This is a genomic window from Bradyrhizobium macuxiense (assembly GCF_007993935.1).
Taxonomy (GTDB): Bacteria; Pseudomonadota; Alphaproteobacteria; order Rhizobiales; family Xanthobacteraceae; genus Bradyrhizobium; species Bradyrhizobium macuxiense_A.
Window position 1 is genome coordinate 618,801 of sequence record NZ_VITY01000001.1, and the last position, 17,776, is coordinate 636,576.

The following is a 17,776-nucleotide window of genomic DNA, read 5'->3' on the forward strand; positions in this document are numbered from 1 at the left end:
AGGAGGGCGTGCGTTATCTCGTCTGCGCCCCCAAACTCCAGCAAATCCGGGCATTTCAGGTCATTTTCGATGCAAGATCACACACCGCCCGCCTCCCTCGAAAACGCTATCGCACTGCAAAAATACGGTGTCGGACAGCCCGTTCGACGAAAGGAGGACGACACCCTGGTGCGCGGCAAGGGCAAATACACCGACGATTTCTCCCTGCCCGGCCAGGCCATCTGCTGGATGGTTCGCTCCTCCCATGCCCACGGACTCATCAAGGGGATCGACACGGCGGCTGCCAAGGCGATGCCGGGCGTGCTCGGGGTGTGGACCGGCGCCGACCTCGCGGCCGCCGGCTACAAGCCGTTCACCTGCGGCCTGCCGCTGAAGAACCGCGACGGCTCGCCGCTGCTGCAGACCAACCGCCCTGCGCTGGTGACCGACAAGGTGCGCTTCGTCGGCGATCCCGTCGCCTTCGTGGTGGCGGAGACCGCAGCGCAAGCGCGCGATGCCGCCGAGGCGGTCGAGGTCGACATCGAGCCGCTGCCCGCGGTGACCGACGCCGCCGAGGCGTCGAAGCCCGGCGCGCCGCAGCTCTATGACAACATCCCGAACAACGTCGCGCTCGACTATCATTACGGCGACACCGCCAAGATCGACGCTGCTTTCGCCGCCGCCGCGCACGTCACAAAACTCGACATCGTCAACACCCGCGTCGCCGTGGTCTCGATGGAGCCGCGCGTGGCGCTCGCGCACTACGACAGAAAGACCGAGCGCTTCACGCTGCAGGTGCCGACCCAGGGCGTTTCCGGCAACAAGGCGATCCTGGCGCGGCTGCTCAACGTTCCCGCGGACAAGGTCCGCATCCTCACCGGCAATGTCGGCGGCTCGTTCGGGATGAAGAACCTCAACTATCCCGAGTACACTTGCATCGCGCATGCGGCGCGGGAGCTCGGCCGCCCCGTGAAGTGGCTGGACGAGCGCTCGACCAGCTTCCTGTCCGACAGCCAGGGCCGCGCGCAGCTGATCCATGCCGAGCTCGCGCTCGATGCCGACGGCAAGTTCTTGGCGGTGCGGCTGTCCGGCTACGGCAATCTCGGCGCCTACATCACCGGCGTCGCGCCGGGCCCGCTGTCGCTCAACACCGGCAAGAATCTCGCCAGCGTCTACCGCACGCCGCTGCTCGGCGTCGACATCAAGACGGTCCTGACCAACACCACGCTGATGGGCGCCTATCGCGGCGCCGGCCGGCCCGAGGCCAATTACTACATGGAGCGGCTGATCGATGCCGCCGCCGACGAGATGGGCATCAACCGCTTCACGCTGCGCAAGCGCAACTTCATCAAGCCGTCGCAGCTGCCGTTCCCGGCCGCCTCCGGCGTCACCTATGACAGCGGCGATTTCGCCGGCGTGTTCCAGAAGGCGCTGGAGATCTCCGACTACGACAACTTCGCCAGGCGCAAGAAGGAGAGCAAGAAGAGCGGCAAGCTGCGCGGCATCGCCGTCGGCTCCTATCTCGAGGTCACCGCGCCGCCGTCCGGCGAGCTCGGCAAGATCACCTTCGAGCCCGACGGCTCGGTGAAGCTCACCACCGGTACGCTCGACTACGGCCAGGGCCACGCCACGCCGTTCGCGCAGGTGCTGTCCGACCAGCTCGGGGTTCCCTTCGAGAAGATCACGCTCGAACAGGGCGACAGCGATCTCGTGCGGTTCGGCAACGGCACCGGCGGCTCACGCTCGATCACCGCGACCGGACAGGCGATCGTCGAGGCCTCCGCGCTCGTTGTCGAGAAGGGCAAGAAGGCCGCTGCGCACATGCTGGAGGCCTCCGAGGCCGACATCGAGTTCGGCCAGGGCCGCTTCACCATCGCCGGCACCGACCGCTCGATCGGCATCATGGAGCTCGCCGAACGGATGCGCGAGAGCAAGATGCCGGAGGGCACGCCTGACACGCTCGACGTCGACCACGCCACCAAGGAGACCGCGTCGACCTTCCCGAACGGCTGTCACGTCGCCGAGGTCGAGATCGATCCCGACACCGGTGTGACGCGGATCGTGCGCTACTCGGCGGTCAACGATTTCGGCGTCGTGGTCAATCCGATGATCGTCGCCGGCCAGCTCCACGGCGGCGTGGCGCAGGGCATCGGCCAAGCGCTGATGGAGGAGGTCAGCTACGACGCCTCCGGCCAGCCGATCACCGGCTCGTTCATGGACTACGCGCTGCCGCGCGCCGGCGACGTGCCGTCGATGCAGGTCGGCGATCACCCCTCGCCAGCGAAATCCAACCCACTCGGCACCAAGGGCTGCGGCGAAGCCGGCTGCGCCGGCAGCCTGGTCTGCATCGTCAACGCCGTGGTCGACGCGCTGTCGGAATACGGCGTCAAGCACATCAACATGCCGCTGACGCCCGAACGCGTCTGGCGCGCGATCCAGGATGCCAAGGCGAGCGCGGCGTAAGGAGCGCGCTGTCACAACGCATACAACTGTCATCACCCGCGAAAGCGGGTGATCCAGTATTCCAAAGGCAGCTGTTACTTACTGAGACGCCGCGGCGTACTGGATATCCCGCATGCGCGGGGTATGACACCCGTGAATGGGAAGCGTCGTGCCCCTTCCCTAAGCCGCCGCCTGCTCGCGCGGCTGGGTGATCGCGATGTGCCAGCAATGCGCGAGCGGGATACCGTTGCCGAGCACCAGCGCGTCGAGCTCGACGAAGCGGTGGCCCTTCTTGTCGTAATTGCCGGTCACCTTGGCGCGCGCGGTGAGTTCATCGCCGATCTTGCCCGCCGACAACAGCTGCATCCTGGTGCCGACATGGATCCAGGGCCCGAGGATCGCATTGTCGACCAGCACCTTGTTCATCACCCGCGGCAGCAGGCCGGGATGGCCAAGACCTTCGCGTAAGTAGATCGGGTCGGTCTCCCTGATATCGGCGAGATACTCCTTCGCAGCGTCGCCGGACCAGTCGCGCGGGATGACGCCGAGCCACTTGCCCTCTTCATAGGACGAGGCGCTGACCGGCTTGCGTTCGGCAACCGCGGCAACCTGCTTGTAGTCGTCGAGCACGAATGTCGGCACGGAGGACGGCAGCGACGCCGTGCCGGTGGCGCAGAGTTCGCCGCGGCTGAAGAGCTCGATCGTGAGCCCGTTGCCGGTCTCCCGGCCGGTCAACTCCGCGATCTCGCCGTCATAGACCGGCTTGACGAAACGCGCCTCGATCAGCCCGCGCGCGAGGAAATCGCGGCCCCATTTCTCGACCGGCAGATGCATCATGTAGGCCATCACATCGACGCCGGGCACCAGCCCGCCGGAAAAGCCGAACTTCCGCGCCACCGTGTCGTCGTGGATCTTGTTCTCTGACAGTTTCGAGGTGTTGTAGGCCGAGACGCGGTAGGTCTGCGCGGGCGTCGTCGAAGGCATGGGGTTTCCCCTTATTTCGGTTGTTTTTCTCAGGCAATCGTAGTCGAACCGGGCAGCGTGACAAGCCTCTCGTTTTGCTCGCAATTTTCCGCACCATGGAGTACACGCAGGCCGTGCCTGCGAACCCGGAATCGATGACTGAAACCCCCGCCCTAACCCGCGTCTATGTCGACGCCGACGCCTGTCCGGTGAAGGACGAGATCTATCGCGTCGCGATCCGGCTCGGCGTGCCCGTCAGCGTGGTCGCCGGCAATTTCATCCGCGTGCCGCAGGATCCCCTGATCGAGCGCATCGCCGCCGGTTCCGGCATGGATGCGGCCGACGACTGGATCGCCGAACGCGCGCGTGCAGGCGATGTCGTGATCACCGCGGACATTCCGCTGGCGAGCCGCTGCGTCAAGGCCGGCGCCGACGTGATCGCACCGAACGGCAAGCCGTTCACCGAACAGTCGATCGGCATGACGCTGGCGGTGCGCAATCTGATGACCGATCTGCGCTCGTCGGGTGAGATCACTGGCGGGCCGAAATCATACTCACCGCGCGACCGCTCGACCTTCCTGTCGACGCTCGACCAGACCATCCGCCGCATCCAGCGCCGCCGCGCCGAGCAGGCGGCGACGAACCAGCAGGATTAGCGCGATGGCTCCGCCTCCTCTGATCCAGCTCAAGGATATCAACCTGACCTTCGGCGGCACGCCGCTGCTGTCAGGCGTCGAGCTGTCGGTTTCCGCCGGCGAGCGCGTCTGCCTGATCGGCCGCAACGGCTCCGGCAAATCGACGCTGCTGCGGATCGCGGCCGGCCTGGTCGAGCCCGATGCCGGCAGCCGCTTCGTGCAGCCCGGCGCCACCATCCGCTATCTGCCGCAGGAGCCGGACTTCGGCGAGCACAAGACGACGCTGGCCTATGTCGAGGCCGGCCTTGGCCCCGGCGACGACCACTACCAGGCGCGCTATCTGCTCGAACAGCTCGGCCTGACCGGCGAGGAAGATCCGGCGCACGTCTCCGGCGGCGAGGCGCGCCGCGCGGCGCTGGCGCGAGTGCTGGCGCCCTCGCCCGATATCCTGCTGCTGGACGAGCCGACCAACCATCTCGACCTGCCGACCATCGAATGGCTCGAAGGCGAGCTGGAAAGCCGGCGCTGCGCGCTGGTGCTGATCAGCCATGACCGCCGCTTCCTGACCAATCTGTCGCGTACCACCGCCTGGCTCGACCGCGGCCAGATCCGGCAGATCGACCGCGGCTTCGGCGCCTTCGAGGCGTGGCGCGACGAGGTGCTGGCGGATGAAGAGCGCGAGCAGCACAAGCTCGATCGCAAGATCGTCAATGAAGAGCACTGGCTGCGCTACGGCGTCTCCGGCCGCCGCAAGCGCAACGTCAAACGGCTCGGCAATCTGCATGCGCTGCGCGACCAGCGTCGCAACTATCGCGGCGCCACCGGCAATGCCACGCTCGCCGCCGCCGAGGCCGAGAAATCCGGCCGCCTCGTGATCGAGGCGAAGAACATCACCAAGGCCTTTGGCGAGCGCAAGATCGTCGAGGGCTTCTCGAGTAGGATCCAGCGCGGCGACCGCGTCGGCATCGTAGGTCCCAACGGCGCCGGCAAGACCACGCTAGTGCATCTCTTGATCGGCAACGATCCGCCCGACTCCGGCTCTGTGCGGCTGGGCGCCAATATCGAGATGGCGACGCTCGACCAGCATCGCGAGAGCCTCGATCCGAAGCTGACGCTGGCCGAGGCCCTGACCGGCGGCCGCGGCGATCACGTCATGGTCGGCGACAAGTCGAAGCACGTGATCGGCTACATGAAGGACTTCCTGTTCGCACAGGAGCAGCGCGGCACGCCGCTGGAAGCACTCTCCGGCGGCGAGCGCGGCCGGCTGATGCTGGCGCGTGCGCTGGCCAAGCCGTCGAACCTCTTGATCCTGGACGAACCGACCAACGACCTCGACCTCGAAACCCTCGACGTGCTCGAGGACATGCTCGGCGACTACGAGGGCACGGTGATCCTGATCAGCCACGACCGCGACTTCCTCGACCGCGTGGTGACGTCGGTGATCGTGCCCGAGGGCCAGGGACGCTGGATCGAATACGCCGGCGGCTACTCCGACATGCTGGCGCAGCGCGGCGCCGACGTGAAGCGCGAAACGGTGAAGGCGGAAGCGCCAGTCGAGGAAAAGAAGGAAGCCAGGGCCGCCGCACCCGAGGCCGCACCGAGGCGCCGGCTGAGCTTCAACGAGAAGCACGCGTTGGAGACGCTGCCGAAGACGATCGACAGACTGCACGCCGAAATCACAAAGCAGCAGAAGCTGCTCGACGACCCCGATCTCTATGCGAAGGATCGCAAGAAATTCGACGCCGCCTCGGCCGCGATCGCCAAGGCGCAGGAAGAACTCGCCGCCGCCGAGGACCGCTGGCTCGAGCTAGAGGTGCTGCGCGAAGAGATCGAACAGGCATGAAGCGCATGGAAATGATCGTCATTGCGAGGAGCGAAGCGACGAAGCAATCCATGGCTCCGCAGATGCGGATGGATGGATTGCTTCGCTGCGCTCGCAATGACGGAAGCCGTGAAATGGAGTTAATCCGATGACCACGCCCCTCGCCGCCAAGATCGCCAGGGAATACGGCACGCCCTGCGCCGTGATCGACATGGACCGGGTCGAGCGCAACATCGCGCGGATCCAGAAGGCCTGCGACGAGGCCGGCGTCGCCAACCGGCCGCACATCAAGACCCACAAGAATCCGATGCTGGCGCAGCTGCAGATCAAGGCCGGCGCCAGGGGCATCACCTGCCAGAAGCTCGGCGAGGCCGAGATCATGGCGGATAGCGGCATCGACGACATCCTGATCAGCTACAATCTGCTCGGCGACGAGAAGATGGCGCGGCTCGGCGCACTGCAAGGCAAGGCCAACGTCACCGTCGCCGCCGACAATTCGGTTGTGGTCGGCGATTTGCCGAAGGCGGCCGCCGCCTCCGGCCGCCCGCTCTGCGTCGTGGTAGAATGCGACACCGGACGCAAGCGCGCCGGCGTCGAGACCCCGGCCGAAGCGATTGCGCTGGCACGCGAGATCGCGGCCTCGAAGGGCCTGAGCTTCGCAGGCTTCATGCTATACCCGACCGAGGCCGGCTGGGCCGACGCGCAGAAATTCTACGACGAGGCGCTGGCCGGCGTGCGCGCCCACGGCCTCGATGCGACCATCGTCTCGACCGGCGGCACGCCGAACCTGGTCAATCTCGGCCGGCTGAAGGGCTGCACCGAGCACCGCTTCGGCACCTACATCTACAACGACCGCATGCAGGTCGCCGCCGGCGTCGCGACCTGGGATGACTGCGCGCTGCACATCTATTCCACCGTCGTCAGCCGCGCCGGCCCCGACCGCGGCATCCTCGATGCCGGCTCCAAGACGCTGACCTCGGATACCGGCGGCCTCGAGGGCCACGGCCTGATCCTCGAACATCCCGAGGCCAAGATCGCGCGCTTCGCCGAGGAGCACGGCTTCCTCGATCTGTCCCGCAGCAACACGCGGCCCAGTGTCGGCGACGTCGTGCGGATCGTGCCCAATCACGTCTGCGTCGTCGTCAACATGATGGACGAGGTCGTGATGGTGCGCGGCGACGAGATCATCGGCGCATTGCCGGTGACGGCGCGCGGCAAGCTCCGCTAGCCGCGTTCGGTAGGATGGGTGGAGCGCAGCGATACCCATCGCTTTGGACGGCGTGGCGAGATGATGGGTATCGCTTCGCTCCACCCATCCTACGCAGCTACCCGCTGATCAGCGCCTGCAACTCGCGATCCAGCGCCGAGCGAAACACCTCGATCGGCCGCGCCAGGCGGCCGGCGGGCGGGCGGTGCACGATCCAGGCCCGCACCGCCGGGTTGAAATCCGCGATCTTCACGATCTTGAGCCGGTTGCGGATCGGGCTTCGTTTCAGCGCCACCGGCGTGACGAGGCCGATGCCGAGCCCGCGCGCCACCAGCGACAGGCGCAGCTCGCTGTCGAGCGCCTCGACCGCGATGTTGAACGGCAGATGCGCCGCATCGAAATGGCGCTTCAAGGTCTGGCGGAAGCCACAGCCATCCTGGTTGATCACCCAGCCGGTCCGCGACAGCCATTCGAGGTCGACGAACTTCGGCGTCTTCATCTCGCGCGCAACGACGAACACCACCGGCTGCGCACCGAGATCGGAGGCCTCGAGATCGTCCGGCGGCGCGGTGCCGTCGGGCAGACAGATCGCGGCGGCATCGAGCTCATTGCGGCTGACCCGCTCCATGTGATTGGGCGACCAGCCCGAGACGACGCGCAACGCAAGCGCGGGAAATTCGCCGCGCACCGCATCGAGCGGGCCGGTGAGCCCGGCCTCCGACAAGAACGGCGTCAGGCCGAGCCTGAACTCGCCGCGCACCACGCCGTCATTGGCGACGCCCGACTTGAGGTCGTCGAGCATGCGCAGCACGCGGCGGCCCTGCTCATAGGCCTCGACGCCCGCCGCCGTCGGCTTCAGCGGTTTCGACAGCCGGTCGAGCAGCTGCGCGCCCAGCATCTCCTCGAGATTCTGGATCCGCCGCGTCACGCCGGGCTGGGTCAGGTTCAACCGCGCGGAGGCCGCGACGATCGATCCGGTCTCCACCACGGCGACGAACGCCACGAGGTCATGGGTGTTCATAACAATCTCGCATATTCTTCATCATCTTATTTGAATTGTAGCATATTAGGCCGATCCCCTAAAGGGGGCCTCGCCACTTCCTCGCGAGGTCCCATGACCATTTCCGAAGCCACCGAACTCTCCCCGGCCCGCGCCGTCTCGGTGCGTCCCCTGATCTGGATCGGCGCCATCACGACCGGCACCGTCGTCACCAATCTGTTTGCCCCGCAGATCCTGGTCGGCCTGATGGGCCGCTCGCTCGGCATGACCGAGCTGCAGGCCGGCCTGATCTCGACGCTGACCCTGCTCGGCTACGCGCTCGGGCTGTTGCTGCTGGTGCCGCTGGTCGACCTCGTCGAGAACAAGCGGCTGATCCTGCGGACCCTCGCCTGTGCCATCATCGCCGCGATCGGCACCGCGCTGGCGCCGACGCCGCTGATTTTGCTGGCCGCCACCTTCATCCTCGGCGCGTCCTGCGCCGCGATCCAGATGGTGGTGCCGCTGGTGGCGTCGATGGTGCCGCCGGAGCGGCGGGGCCAGGCGATCGGCGATGTCATGAGCGGGTTGATGATCGGTATCCTGCTGTCGCGGCCGGCGGCAAGCCTGATCGCGGACAGCTGGAACTGGCGCGGCTACTATGTCACCTCGGCCGTTCTGATGACTGTGCTCGGTTGCGCGCTGGCGCGCTATCTGCCGACCTTGCAGCCTTCGGCGAAAGTCAGCTACGGGGCGCTGCTGCGCTCATTTCCCAAGCTGCTGCGCGACGAGCCGGTGCTGCGCGTGCGGTCCTGGACCGCGGCGCTGGTGATGGCGTCGTTCACCGCGTTCTGGGCAGCGGTCGCGCTGCGCCTGCCGGACGTGCCGTTCAAGCTCGACGCCAAGGGGATCGCGCTGTTCGCGCTGATCGGCGTCGCGGGGGCGGCGGCGACGCCGATCGCCGGGCGCTGGGGCGACAGGGGCTTCGCGCGGCCGTTGCTGATCGTCTCGCACCTTCTCATCGCCGGCGCGCTCGCGCTGTGCGCCTGGGCCGGCATGATCGAGTCGCGGATCGCGGCTCTCTCGTTGCTTGGCGTCGGCGCCGTGCTGCTCGATTTCGGCATCACCACTGACCAGACGCTCGGCCGCCGCGCCGTCAATCTGCTGCAGCCTGAGGCGCGCGGCCGGATCAACGGCCTGTTCGTGGCGCTGTTCTTCATCGGCGGCGCGGTCGGCGCAGCAGCCGCGTCCACGGCCTGGAGTTATGGTGGATGGACCGCGGTCTGCGCGGTCGCCGCCACGTTCGGCGTGCTCGGCTTCATCACCGACATCGGGACGAAGACCGGATCGGAATGAGTCGCATCTTGTAGGATGGGTGGAGCGCAGCGATACCCATCAACTTCTTCCAGCGCGGCACAATGATGGGTATCGCTTCGCTCTACCCATCCTACGATTTCCGCGCGAGCCATTGCAGCGCGCCCTTCCCGGCCGCGGCCCCCGTCGCAAACGACGCCTGCAACAGATAGCCGCCGGTCGGCGCCTCCCAATCGAGCATCTCGCCGGCGGCAAAGACACCGGGCAGTTTGCGCAGCATGAAATGCGGGTCGAGTTCGTTGAACGCGATCCCGCCCGCGGTCGAAATCGCGCGATCGATCGGCGCAATGCCCGTGAGCTGAACCGGAACCGCGTTGATCAGCTGCGCGAGCTCTACCGGCGAGAACGATGTCAGCGGCCGGCCGGACGCAATCGCCGCCTCCTGCATCAGGCCGATGCCGACCGGAGAGACTTGCGCCGCCTTGCGCAGGAAATTCGCGAGCGACTGCTTGCCGCGCGTCCCGGACAGGCGTGTGGTCAGCGCGGCGGCGTCGAGGTCCGGCCGCAGCGCGATCGTCAGCGTCGCCTGCCCGATACCCAGCACCGCCTCGCGTAATTCCGCCGACAGCGCGTAGATGGCGCCGCCTTCGATGCCCGTGCGGGTGACGACCGCCTCACCGCGCACCGTGTGCGGCCCGATCGTAAGGGCGACGCCCTTGAGCGGCTGCCCCTCAAACCGGTCGCGGAAGATATCTGACCACGCCACGGTGAAGCCGGAATTGGCCGGTCGCATTGGGGCAACGGCAACGTCCTTCGTCGCAAGAAACTCCGCCCAGGCGCCGTCCGATCCGAGCCGCGGCCAGCTCGCGCCGCCAAGCGCGAGCACGGTTGCATCGGCGTTGACAGTGCGCTGTCCGTCGGGCGTCTCAAACAGCAATGCGCCCTGCGCGTCCCATCCAACCCAGCGATGCCGGAATGCGAACGCGACGCCCTCGGCATCGAGCCGCCGCAGCCAGGCACGCAGCAGAGGCGAGGCCTTGAATGCCTTGGGAAACACGCGGCCGCTGCTGCCGACAAACGTCGGCTGGCCCAGCGCCGCGCACCAGGCGCGCAAGGCATCCGGCGGAAATGCCTCGACTGTGGCTTTGAGGAGCGGCATCGCCTCGCGATAGCGCGCAAGGAAATCCGGCAGCGGCTCGGAGTGGGTGAGATTGAGCCCGCCGCGGCCGGCCATCAGGAACTTGCGGCCGGCCGACGGCATCGCGTCATAGACGGTGACGGCAGCGCCACCTTGGGCGAGCACCTCCGCCGCCATCAGGCCGGCGGGGCCGGCTCCGATGACAGCGACGGTCATGCTCAGAGCTTGATCCCGGCCCGCGCCGCGGCCTGGGCGACATATTTCTGCGTCTGCTCGAACGCGCCCTGCAGCGCCTTCGCGGTCGACATGTCACTGATCGCGGCAAAATGCGCGGCGACGCCGTCCGGCGTCCACTCCGACTGCGGCAGGTTGACGCCTTCGGTCTCCAGCACGCGGATCACCGCGAACGAGCCGGCGCCGGCACCCATGATGGTGCGGGTCGGTGCGTCCTCCGAGAGCAGGAATTCGACCGCCGGCGTGATCGCTTCCGGCTTCATCAGCTGCAATGCCTGCGGCGGCAGCAGTTCCTCGGTCATGCGAGTCGCCGCAGTCGGCGAGATGGTGTTGACCTTGATGTTGTTCTTGCGGCCCTCTTCGGCGAGCACGTTCATCAGGCCAACCATGCCGGCCTTCGCCGCGCCGTAATTGCCCTGGCCGAAATTGCCGAACAGGCCGGACGAGGAGGTCGTCAGCACGATGCGGCCATAGTTGCGCTCGCGCATGCCGGCCCACACCGCCTTGCAGCAGTAGAACGTGCCGGTCAGATGCACGTCGAGCACCTTGGCCCAGTCGGCGACCTCCATCTTGGCAAACGACTTGTCGCGCAGGATGCCGGCATTGGCGCACAAGAGGTCGACGCTGCCCCATTCCTTGGTGGCGCGCTCGACCATCGCGGTGACCTGCTCGAAATTCGAGACGTCGGCGCCGTCGGCCATTGCGGTGCCGCCGGCTTTCCGGATCTCCTCGACCACGGTCTCGGCCGGCGACAGCGAGCCGCCGGTGCCGTCGCGTGCGCCGCCGAAATCGTTGACCACGACCTTGGCGCCGCGGCTGGCGAGCCCCAGCGCATGCGCCCGCCCAAGACCGTTGCCCGCGCCGGTGACGACAGCGACGCGTCCGTCAAACCTGATTGCCATGCCGTACATTCCTGTTCTTCCCTTCTCCCCGTGGGAGAAGGTGGCGCGCGCAAGCGCGCCGGATGAGGGGTTCTCTCCACGGATGAGCACGCGGAGAGAGACCCCTCACCCGGCTTCATCTCGCTCCGCTCGATTTCGCCACCCTTTCCCACTAGGGGAGCGGGTGCATGCCCGAGCGGCATGAAAAGGTTGGGGACTTTTGAGCAGCGATGGATGGCCGGGTCAAGTGCGGCACTGACCGGCCAAGGAGGGCGGGTTAGACCGCCGGGGTCATCGATCCGCAGGGCTTCAGGCTTTTCAGCAGGTGCCCGCTCCAGCACTCGTGATGCTCCTGGGCGTAGCTCATCGAGCCAATCAGAAGCAAACCGACTACGACAAGTCCGGCGACGATGTTTTGCACCATGGCTGTCACTCCCGGGACCGCACCGCCTAGAGGCGACATGATGGACACCGGGAATCAAAGCCGTCAATGCACTACTTGGACGAGGCGGGCTCGCTCTATCTCTCCTGCTTGCGCGAAAGGTGGAGTTACTCAACTATCCGTTAGCTGAAATAGATCAGCCCGAGCCAGTCGGCGACCAGCGCGGGCTTGTCCTCGCCCTCGATCTCGACCGTGACATTGGTGCGCGACAGCAGTTCCTTCGGCTTGCGCAGCGTGGCCTCCGCCAGCACGAAACGGCCACGAACGCGCTTGCCCGAGCGCACCGGCGAGATGAAGCGCAGCTTGTCGAAGCCGTAATTGACGCCCATCGCGGTGCCCTCGAGCACCGGCATCACCTCGTAGGACATGATGCTCAGCAGCGACATCGTGAGGAAGCCGTGGGCGATCGTGGTGCCGAAGGCGGTCTCTTTCTTGGCGCGCTCGGGATCGACATGGATGAACTGGTGATCCTCGATCACGTCGGCATAGGTATTGATGCGCCCCTGATCGAGCACGTGCCATGAGGACACGCCGATCTCCTTGCCGACCATGCCCTGGTAGGTTTCCAGCGACACCGGCGGCTTCTTCCAGACTTCATTCATTGGCTGACCTCCTAACCGGAAGTCCGCACCTTCTGCAGCTCCGGAAATTCTTCCTCGCGGAACTCGACCCCGCGCAACGCATCGCTTCTGACATCGTCATGTTCGAGCCGGCGCAGCTGCACCCGACGGATCTTTCCAGAAATCGTCTTCGGCAGCTCGGTGACTAGCTCGATCTTGCGGATGCGTTTAAACGGTGCGAGCCGCGTGTGCAAATGTTTGAAGATCGACAGCGCCGTCTCCGGGCTGCGCTCGACGCCGGAGACCAGCAGCACATAGGCCTTGGGGACCGCGAGCCGGATCGGGTCCGGGCTCGGCACCACCGCCGCTTCCGCCACCGCATCGTGCTCGAGCAGCACGCTCTCCAGCTCGAACGGCGAGATGCGGTAGTCGGAGGATTTGAACACGTCGTCGGTGCGGCCGACGAAGGTGAGATAGCCCTCGTCATCGGTGAACACGACGTCGCCGCTGCGATAGATCTCGCCGTCGGTGCCGATCAGTCTGCCGTCGTCGCCCTGATAGCCCTGCATCAGGCCCGCCGGCCTGTCGGCGCCGAGCAACAAGGTCACCTCGCCCTCCTTCGCGGCGTGGCCGTCACTGTCGGTGACCTGCACGCGATAGCCCGGCAGCGGCCGGCCCATCGAGCCGACCTTGACCTTCTGCCCCGGCGAGTTGCCGGCCAGCGCCGTGGTCTCGGTCTGGCCGTAGCCGTCGCGGATGGTGAGGCCCCAGGCCGATTTGACCTGGTCGATGATCTCAGGATTGAGCGGCTCGCCGGCGCCGCAGACTTCCCGCAGCGAGACCTTGAAGCTTGCGAGGTCTTCCTGGATGAACATCCGCCACACCGTCGGCGGCGCGCACAGCGTGGTGACGCGGCAGCGGCCGATGATCGAGAGCAGTCCCTTCGCCTCGAAGCGTGGCTGGTTGGCGATGAAGATCGTCGCGCCGGCATTCCACGGCGCGAAGAAGCAGCTCCAGGCATGCTTGGCCCAGCCGGGCGATGAGATGTTGAGATGGATGTCGCCGGGCTGCAGCCCGATCCAGTACATGGTCGAGAGATGACCGACCGGATAGCTGCGCTGGCTGTGCCGCACCAGTTTTGGCTTTGCCGTGGTGCCCGAGGTGAAATAGAGCAGCATCGGGTCGTCGGCGTTGGTCGGGCCGTCGGCGGTGAAAGCATCCGACGCCTTGGCCGCATCCTCGAACGGCAGCCAGCCATCCTGCGCCTGCGTCGCGCCGACCACGACGCGGACGAGACTGTCGCTGCCGAGGCCCGCGAACTTCGCAACCTGATCCTGGGTGGCGACCACCGCCTTCGCTTTGCCGCGATCGAGCCGGTCGCGCAGTTCATCCGCGGTCAATAGCGTGGTCGCGGGGATCACGACGACCCCGAGCTTCATCGCCGCCAGCATGGTCTCCCACAGCGGCACCACATTGCCGAGCAGCAGCAACAGATGATCGCCGCGCTTCAGCCCCTGCCCGCGCAGGAAGTTTGCAACTTGATTTGAACGGCGCGACAGCTCGGCGAACGACAGCTTGGTCTCGTTGCCGCTGGCGGCCTCGACGATCCACAGCGCCGGCCGGTCGCGGCTGTCAGCATTGCGCGCGAGTTCGGCGTCGAACCAGTCGAGCGCCCAGTTGAACGGCACGGGTTCCGGCCAGCGGAATCCCTTCACCGCGGCATCGTAGTCGGTGCGGTGCTTGAGCAGAAATGCGCGTGCGTCCTGAAATGTGGTCATCTTCTTCCGAGCCCGTCGATTGGCAACCAGCGTCACCGTCAAGGGTAGCCCGGATGGAGCGGAGCGCAATCCGGGGCGGTCGCGCCGATTGATAAAGCTGTTCCCGGATTTCGCTGCGCTCCATCCGGGCTACGCGAGAAGCTACTATTTCCCAGCGAGGCTGCGAACGTGCTGGATAATTCCGGAAAAGTCGACCCCGCCATGGCCCGACGCGTCGAAGGTCTTATAGAGCTCCTGCGCGTGCTTGCCGAGCGGCGTCACCGCCCCGGCCGCATTGGCGGCGTCCTGCGCCAGCGTCAGGTCCTTCACCATCAGGTTGGAGGCGAAACCGGGCTTGTAGTCGTTGTTGGCCGGCGAGGTCGGCACCGGACCGGGAACCGGGCAATAGGTCGTCAGCGACCAGCACTGCCCCGACGAGGTCGAGGCGACGTCGAACAGCGCCTGGTGCGAGAGGCCGAGCTTTTCGGCCAGCACGAAGGCCTCGCCGACCGCGATCATGGAAATGCCGAGGATCATGTTGTTGCAGATCTTGGCCGCCTGCCCTGCACCGCCGGCGCCGCAATGCACGATCTTCTTGCCCATGTTGGCCAGCATCGGCTGAGCCGCCGCGAAGGCCTGCGCCTCACCGCCGCACATGAAGGTCAGCGTCGCGCCCTTGGCGCCGCCGGTGCCGCCGGACACCGGCGCATCGACCGAAGCCATACCGTGCTTGGCGGCCAGCGCATGCGCCTGCTTGGCGCTCTCGACGTCGATGGTCGAGCAGTCGATGATCAGCGCGCCCTTGGCCATCGCAGGAAGCACTTCGTTCCAGACGCCGAGCACATGCTTGCCGGCCGGCAGCATGGTGATGACGACATCGGCGCCCTTCACCGCAGCCACGCCGCTCTCGGCGATCGCAGCGCCGTCGCTTTTCGCCTGATCGCGGGATGCCGCGACCAGATCGAACGCGGTCACCTTGTGGCCGGCCTTGACCAGATTGGCCGCCATCGGCCCGCCCATATTGCCGAGCCCGATGAATGCGACGTTTTCCATGGGAAGTCCTCCGCTTGCGACGTTTCTATTTGCCGTCAGGAAATTTCAGTTCGTCGGCGCCGATCTCGGCGAAGTAAGGCGCCAGCATCTCCGCCGTCACATCCTCGATCCTGGGCGGCGACCATTGCGGATTGCGGTCCTTGTCGATCACGGCGGCGCGCACGCCCTCGCGAAAATCGTCGCTGGCGAACACTTCGAGCGCCGCGCGATATTCCCGCACCAGGCACTCTTCCAGCGTCTCGGTCGCCCGCGCCAGCCGCAGCAGCTTCAGCGTCACCACCATGCCGCGCGGCGATTTTTCGCCGAGCGTCTTCAGCGTGGCCTGCGCCAGATCGGTACCGTCGGCCGTCAGTGCCGCAACGATCTCCTCCATCCGGCCGCGCGCGAACCAGCCGTCGATTTTGGCCTGCATCGCGGCAACTGGGCCGGCCTTCTCGCCGGTGGCAAAGCCTGCGATCAGCCGGTCGATCTCGGCCGAGCTGGTGCCTGGTGCGACCTTGGTCAGCGCCTCGCGTAGCGCGGGCAGCTTGGCGCTCGGCACCACGGCATCGGCAAACCTGGCGTAGATCGCATCGGGGCCATTCATCGTGGTGCCGGTGAGACCAAAATAGGTGCCGATCTCGCCCGGCGAGCGCGACAGCAGATAGGTGCCGCCGACATCGGGAAAGAAGCCGAGCCCGACCTCGGGCATCGCGAGTTTCGTCCGTTCGGTCACCACGCGGTGGCGGCTGTGCGCCGACAGCCCGACGCCGCCGCCCATCACGATGCCGTCCATGAACGCGACATAGGGTTTCGGGAACTTCTTGATCCGCGCGTTGAGGATGTACTCGTCGCGCCACAGGATCTTGCCGAGATCGCCCCCGACCTTGGAGCTTTCCCAGAGCGCGCGGATATCGCCGCCGGCGCACAGGCCGCGCTCGCCGGCACCTTCCAGCACGATCACGGCGACCTCGGGATCGGCCTCGAACGCGTCGAGCGCCCTGTCGACGTCGTGGAACATCTCCAGCGTCACGGCATTGATCGCCTTCGGCCGGTTGAGCCGGATGATGCCGGCCGCACCTTCCTTGCGTGCGATCAGATCGCCTTCCGCGGCAACATCGTTCATCGCGCGCCCTCGATCAATTTGCGCGACACGATCAGCCGCATGATTTCATTGGTGCCTTCGAGGATCTGGTGCACGCGCAGATCGCGCACGATCTTCTCGACACCGTATTCGCTGAGGTAGCCATAGCCGCCGTGCAGTTGCAGCGCCTGGTTGGCGACCTCGAAGCCGACATCGGTGCCGAAACGCTTGGCCATCGCGCACAGCATGGATGCGTCAGCGTCCTTGCGGTCGAGCGCGGCCGCCGCGCGCCACAGGAAGGTGCGTGCGGCCTCGAGCTCGGTCGCCATGTCGGCGATCTTGAACTGCAGCGCCTGGAATTCGTCGAGCCGCTTACCGAAGGCCTTGCGGTCCTTCATGTAGGCCAGCGCCTTGTCGAGCGCCGCCTGCGCGCCGCCAAGCGAGCACGCCGCGATGTTGAGGCGGCCGCCGTCGAGGCCGGCCATCGCGATCTTGAAGCCGATGCCCTCCTCGCCGAGCCGGTTCGCGACCGGCACGCGCGCGTTCTCGAACATCACGGCGCGGGTCGGCTGCGCGTTCCAGCCCATCTTGCGCTCGTTGTTGCCGAACGACACGCCCGGCGTCTTGCCGTCGATCACGATCGTCGAGACGCCGCCGGGACCATCGCCGCCGGTGCGCACCATCGCCACCAGAAGGTCGGTGCTGCCGGCGCCCGAGATGAATTGCTTCTGGCCATTGAGCACGTAATGATCGCCGTCGCGCACCGCACGGGTGCGCAACGCAGCCGCATCGGAGCCGGCGCCCGGCTCGGTCAGGCAGTAGCTGGCGATCAGCTCCATAGTGCAGAGCTTCGGCAGCCATGTGTGGCGCTGGGTGTCGTTGCCATAGGCATCGATCATCCAGGACGCCATGTTGTGGATCGAGATGAAGGCCGACGTGGTCGGACAGCCGGTCGCCAGCGCTTCGAAGATCAACGCCGCGTCGAAGCGCGTCATCGCCGAGCCGCCGACGTCGTCCTTGATATAAATGCCGCCGATGCCGAGGCTTGCGGCCTCGCGCATCACGTCGACCGGAAAGTGTTTCTTCTCGTCCCACTCGAGCGCATGCGGCGCGATCTTTTCCGCCGCAAACGCCCGCGCCATGTCGCGAACCGCGATCTGGTCCTCGTTGAGAGCGAACTGCATCGCGCCGCTACCCTTGAAGGCTATGTGTCGTCATTGCGAGGACCGGAGCGACGAAGCAACCATCTGTCCACACACGCGGTTAGATGGATTGCTTCGCGGAGCCTGTCATCCGGCGGCGCTGCGCGC

General features: G+C 66.4%; 15 protein-coding genes. 5 read left to right on the forward strand and 10 right to left on the reverse strand.

Annotated elements, in window-relative coordinates; translation table 11 throughout:
* Window positions 1–69: 69 nt before the first annotated feature.
* The gene (locus FBZ93_RS03010; RefSeq protein WP_146984477.1) at window positions 70–2,442 is read left to right on the forward strand and encodes a xanthine dehydrogenase family protein molybdopterin-binding subunit; all 2,373 of its coding nucleotides are present in this window, start codon (window positions 70–72) and stop codon (window positions 2,440–2,442) included.
* A gap of 159 nt (window positions 2,443–2,601) precedes the next feature.
* Here FBZ93_RS03010 and FBZ93_RS03015 read toward each other — a convergent pair whose 3' ends face one another.
* Window positions 2,602–3,405 (reverse strand): hypothetical protein, encoded by an 804-nt coding sequence (locus tag FBZ93_RS03015; RefSeq protein WP_146984478.1) that lies wholly within the window; start codon window positions 3,403–3,405, stop codon window positions 2,602–2,604.
* A 134-nt stretch (window positions 3,406–3,539) separates the two neighbouring features.
* On the opposite strand from FBZ93_RS03015, the gene FBZ93_RS03020 reads away from it, so the two are divergent.
* The 3 genes from FBZ93_RS03020 (at window position 3,540) to FBZ93_RS03030 (ending at window position 7,069) form a co-directional block, all read left to right on the forward strand.
* A complete protein-coding gene (locus FBZ93_RS03020) occupies window positions 3,540–4,040 on the forward strand; it encodes a YaiI/YqxD family protein (RefSeq protein ID WP_146984479.1) in 501 nt (166 codons plus the stop codon).
* Between the two features lie 4 nt (window positions 4,041–4,044).
* Window positions 4,045–5,862 carry an ABC-F family ATP-binding cassette domain-containing protein gene (locus FBZ93_RS03025; protein WP_146984480.1) on the forward strand — a complete coding sequence of 606 codons (1,818 nt, stop codon included), beginning with the start codon at window positions 4,045–4,047 and terminating at the stop codon, window positions 5,860–5,862.
* 127 nt (window positions 5,863–5,989) lie between these two features.
* Window positions 5,990–7,069, forward strand: coding sequence for a D-TA family PLP-dependent enzyme (locus FBZ93_RS03030; protein ID WP_146984481.1), 1,080 nt, complete (start codon window positions 5,990–5,992; stop codon window positions 7,067–7,069).
* A gap of 97 nt (window positions 7,070–7,166) precedes the next feature.
* Here FBZ93_RS03030 and FBZ93_RS03035 read toward each other — a convergent pair whose 3' ends face one another.
* The gene (locus FBZ93_RS03035) at window positions 7,167–8,069 is read right to left on the reverse strand and encodes a LysR family transcriptional regulator (protein WP_146984482.1); all 903 of its coding nucleotides are present in this window, start codon (window positions 8,067–8,069) and stop codon (window positions 7,167–7,169) included.
* 93 nt (window positions 8,070–8,162) lie between these two features.
* On the opposite strand from FBZ93_RS03035, the gene FBZ93_RS03040 reads away from it, so the two are divergent.
* Window positions 8,163–9,380 (forward strand): MFS transporter, encoded by a 1,218-nt coding sequence (locus tag FBZ93_RS03040; RefSeq protein WP_146984483.1) that lies wholly within the window; start codon window positions 8,163–8,165, stop codon window positions 9,378–9,380.
* A gap of 91 nt (window positions 9,381–9,471) precedes the next feature.
* On the opposite strand, the gene FBZ93_RS03045 is transcribed toward FBZ93_RS03040, so the two are convergent.
* The 8 genes from FBZ93_RS03045 to FBZ93_RS03080 all read right to left on the reverse strand — a co-directional run bounded on the left by FBZ93_RS03045 (window position 9,472) and on the right by FBZ93_RS03080 (window position 17,650).
* Window positions 9,472–10,692 carry an NAD(P)/FAD-dependent oxidoreductase gene (locus FBZ93_RS03045; protein WP_146984484.1) on the reverse strand — a complete coding sequence of 407 codons (1,221 nt, stop codon included), beginning with the start codon at window positions 10,690–10,692 and terminating at the stop codon, window positions 9,472–9,474.
* A 2-nt stretch (window positions 10,693–10,694) separates the two neighbouring features.
* Window positions 10,695–11,612, reverse strand: a complete 918-nt coding sequence (locus FBZ93_RS03050; protein ID WP_146984485.1) for an SDR family NAD(P)-dependent oxidoreductase — start codon at window positions 11,610–11,612, stop codon at window positions 10,695–10,697.
* A gap of 256 nt (window positions 11,613–11,868) precedes the next feature.
* Entirely contained in the window at window positions 11,869–12,015 is a 147-nt protein-coding gene (locus FBZ93_RS03055) for a hypothetical protein (RefSeq protein WP_245321174.1), read from the reverse strand.
* Between the two features lie 140 nt (window positions 12,016–12,155).
* Window positions 12,156–12,635 (reverse strand): MaoC family dehydratase, encoded by a 480-nt coding sequence (locus tag FBZ93_RS03060; protein WP_146984486.1) that lies wholly within the window; start codon window positions 12,633–12,635, stop codon window positions 12,156–12,158.
* 11 nt (window positions 12,636–12,646) lie between these two features.
* Entirely contained in the window at window positions 12,647–14,371 is a 1,725-nt protein-coding gene (locus FBZ93_RS03065; protein ID WP_146984487.1) for an AMP-binding protein, read from the reverse strand.
* A gap of 144 nt (window positions 14,372–14,515) precedes the next feature.
* The gene (gene mmsB / locus FBZ93_RS03070; protein WP_146984488.1) at window positions 14,516–15,403 is read right to left on the reverse strand and encodes a 3-hydroxyisobutyrate dehydrogenase; all 888 of its coding nucleotides are present in this window, start codon (window positions 15,401–15,403) and stop codon (window positions 14,516–14,518) included.
* A gap of 25 nt (window positions 15,404–15,428) precedes the next feature.
* Window positions 15,429–16,508, reverse strand: a complete 1,080-nt coding sequence (locus FBZ93_RS03075) for an enoyl-CoA hydratase/isomerase family protein (RefSeq protein WP_146984489.1) — start codon at window positions 16,506–16,508, stop codon at window positions 15,429–15,431.
* On the reverse strand, window positions 16,505–17,650 hold the full coding sequence (locus FBZ93_RS03080) for an isobutyryl-CoA dehydrogenase (RefSeq protein WP_146984490.1): 1,146 nt from the start codon (window positions 17,648–17,650) through the stop codon (window positions 16,505–16,507). Before FBZ93_RS03080 ends, FBZ93_RS03075 begins: the two co-directional genes overlap by 4 nt.
* Window positions 17,651–17,776: the final 126 nt, after the last annotated feature.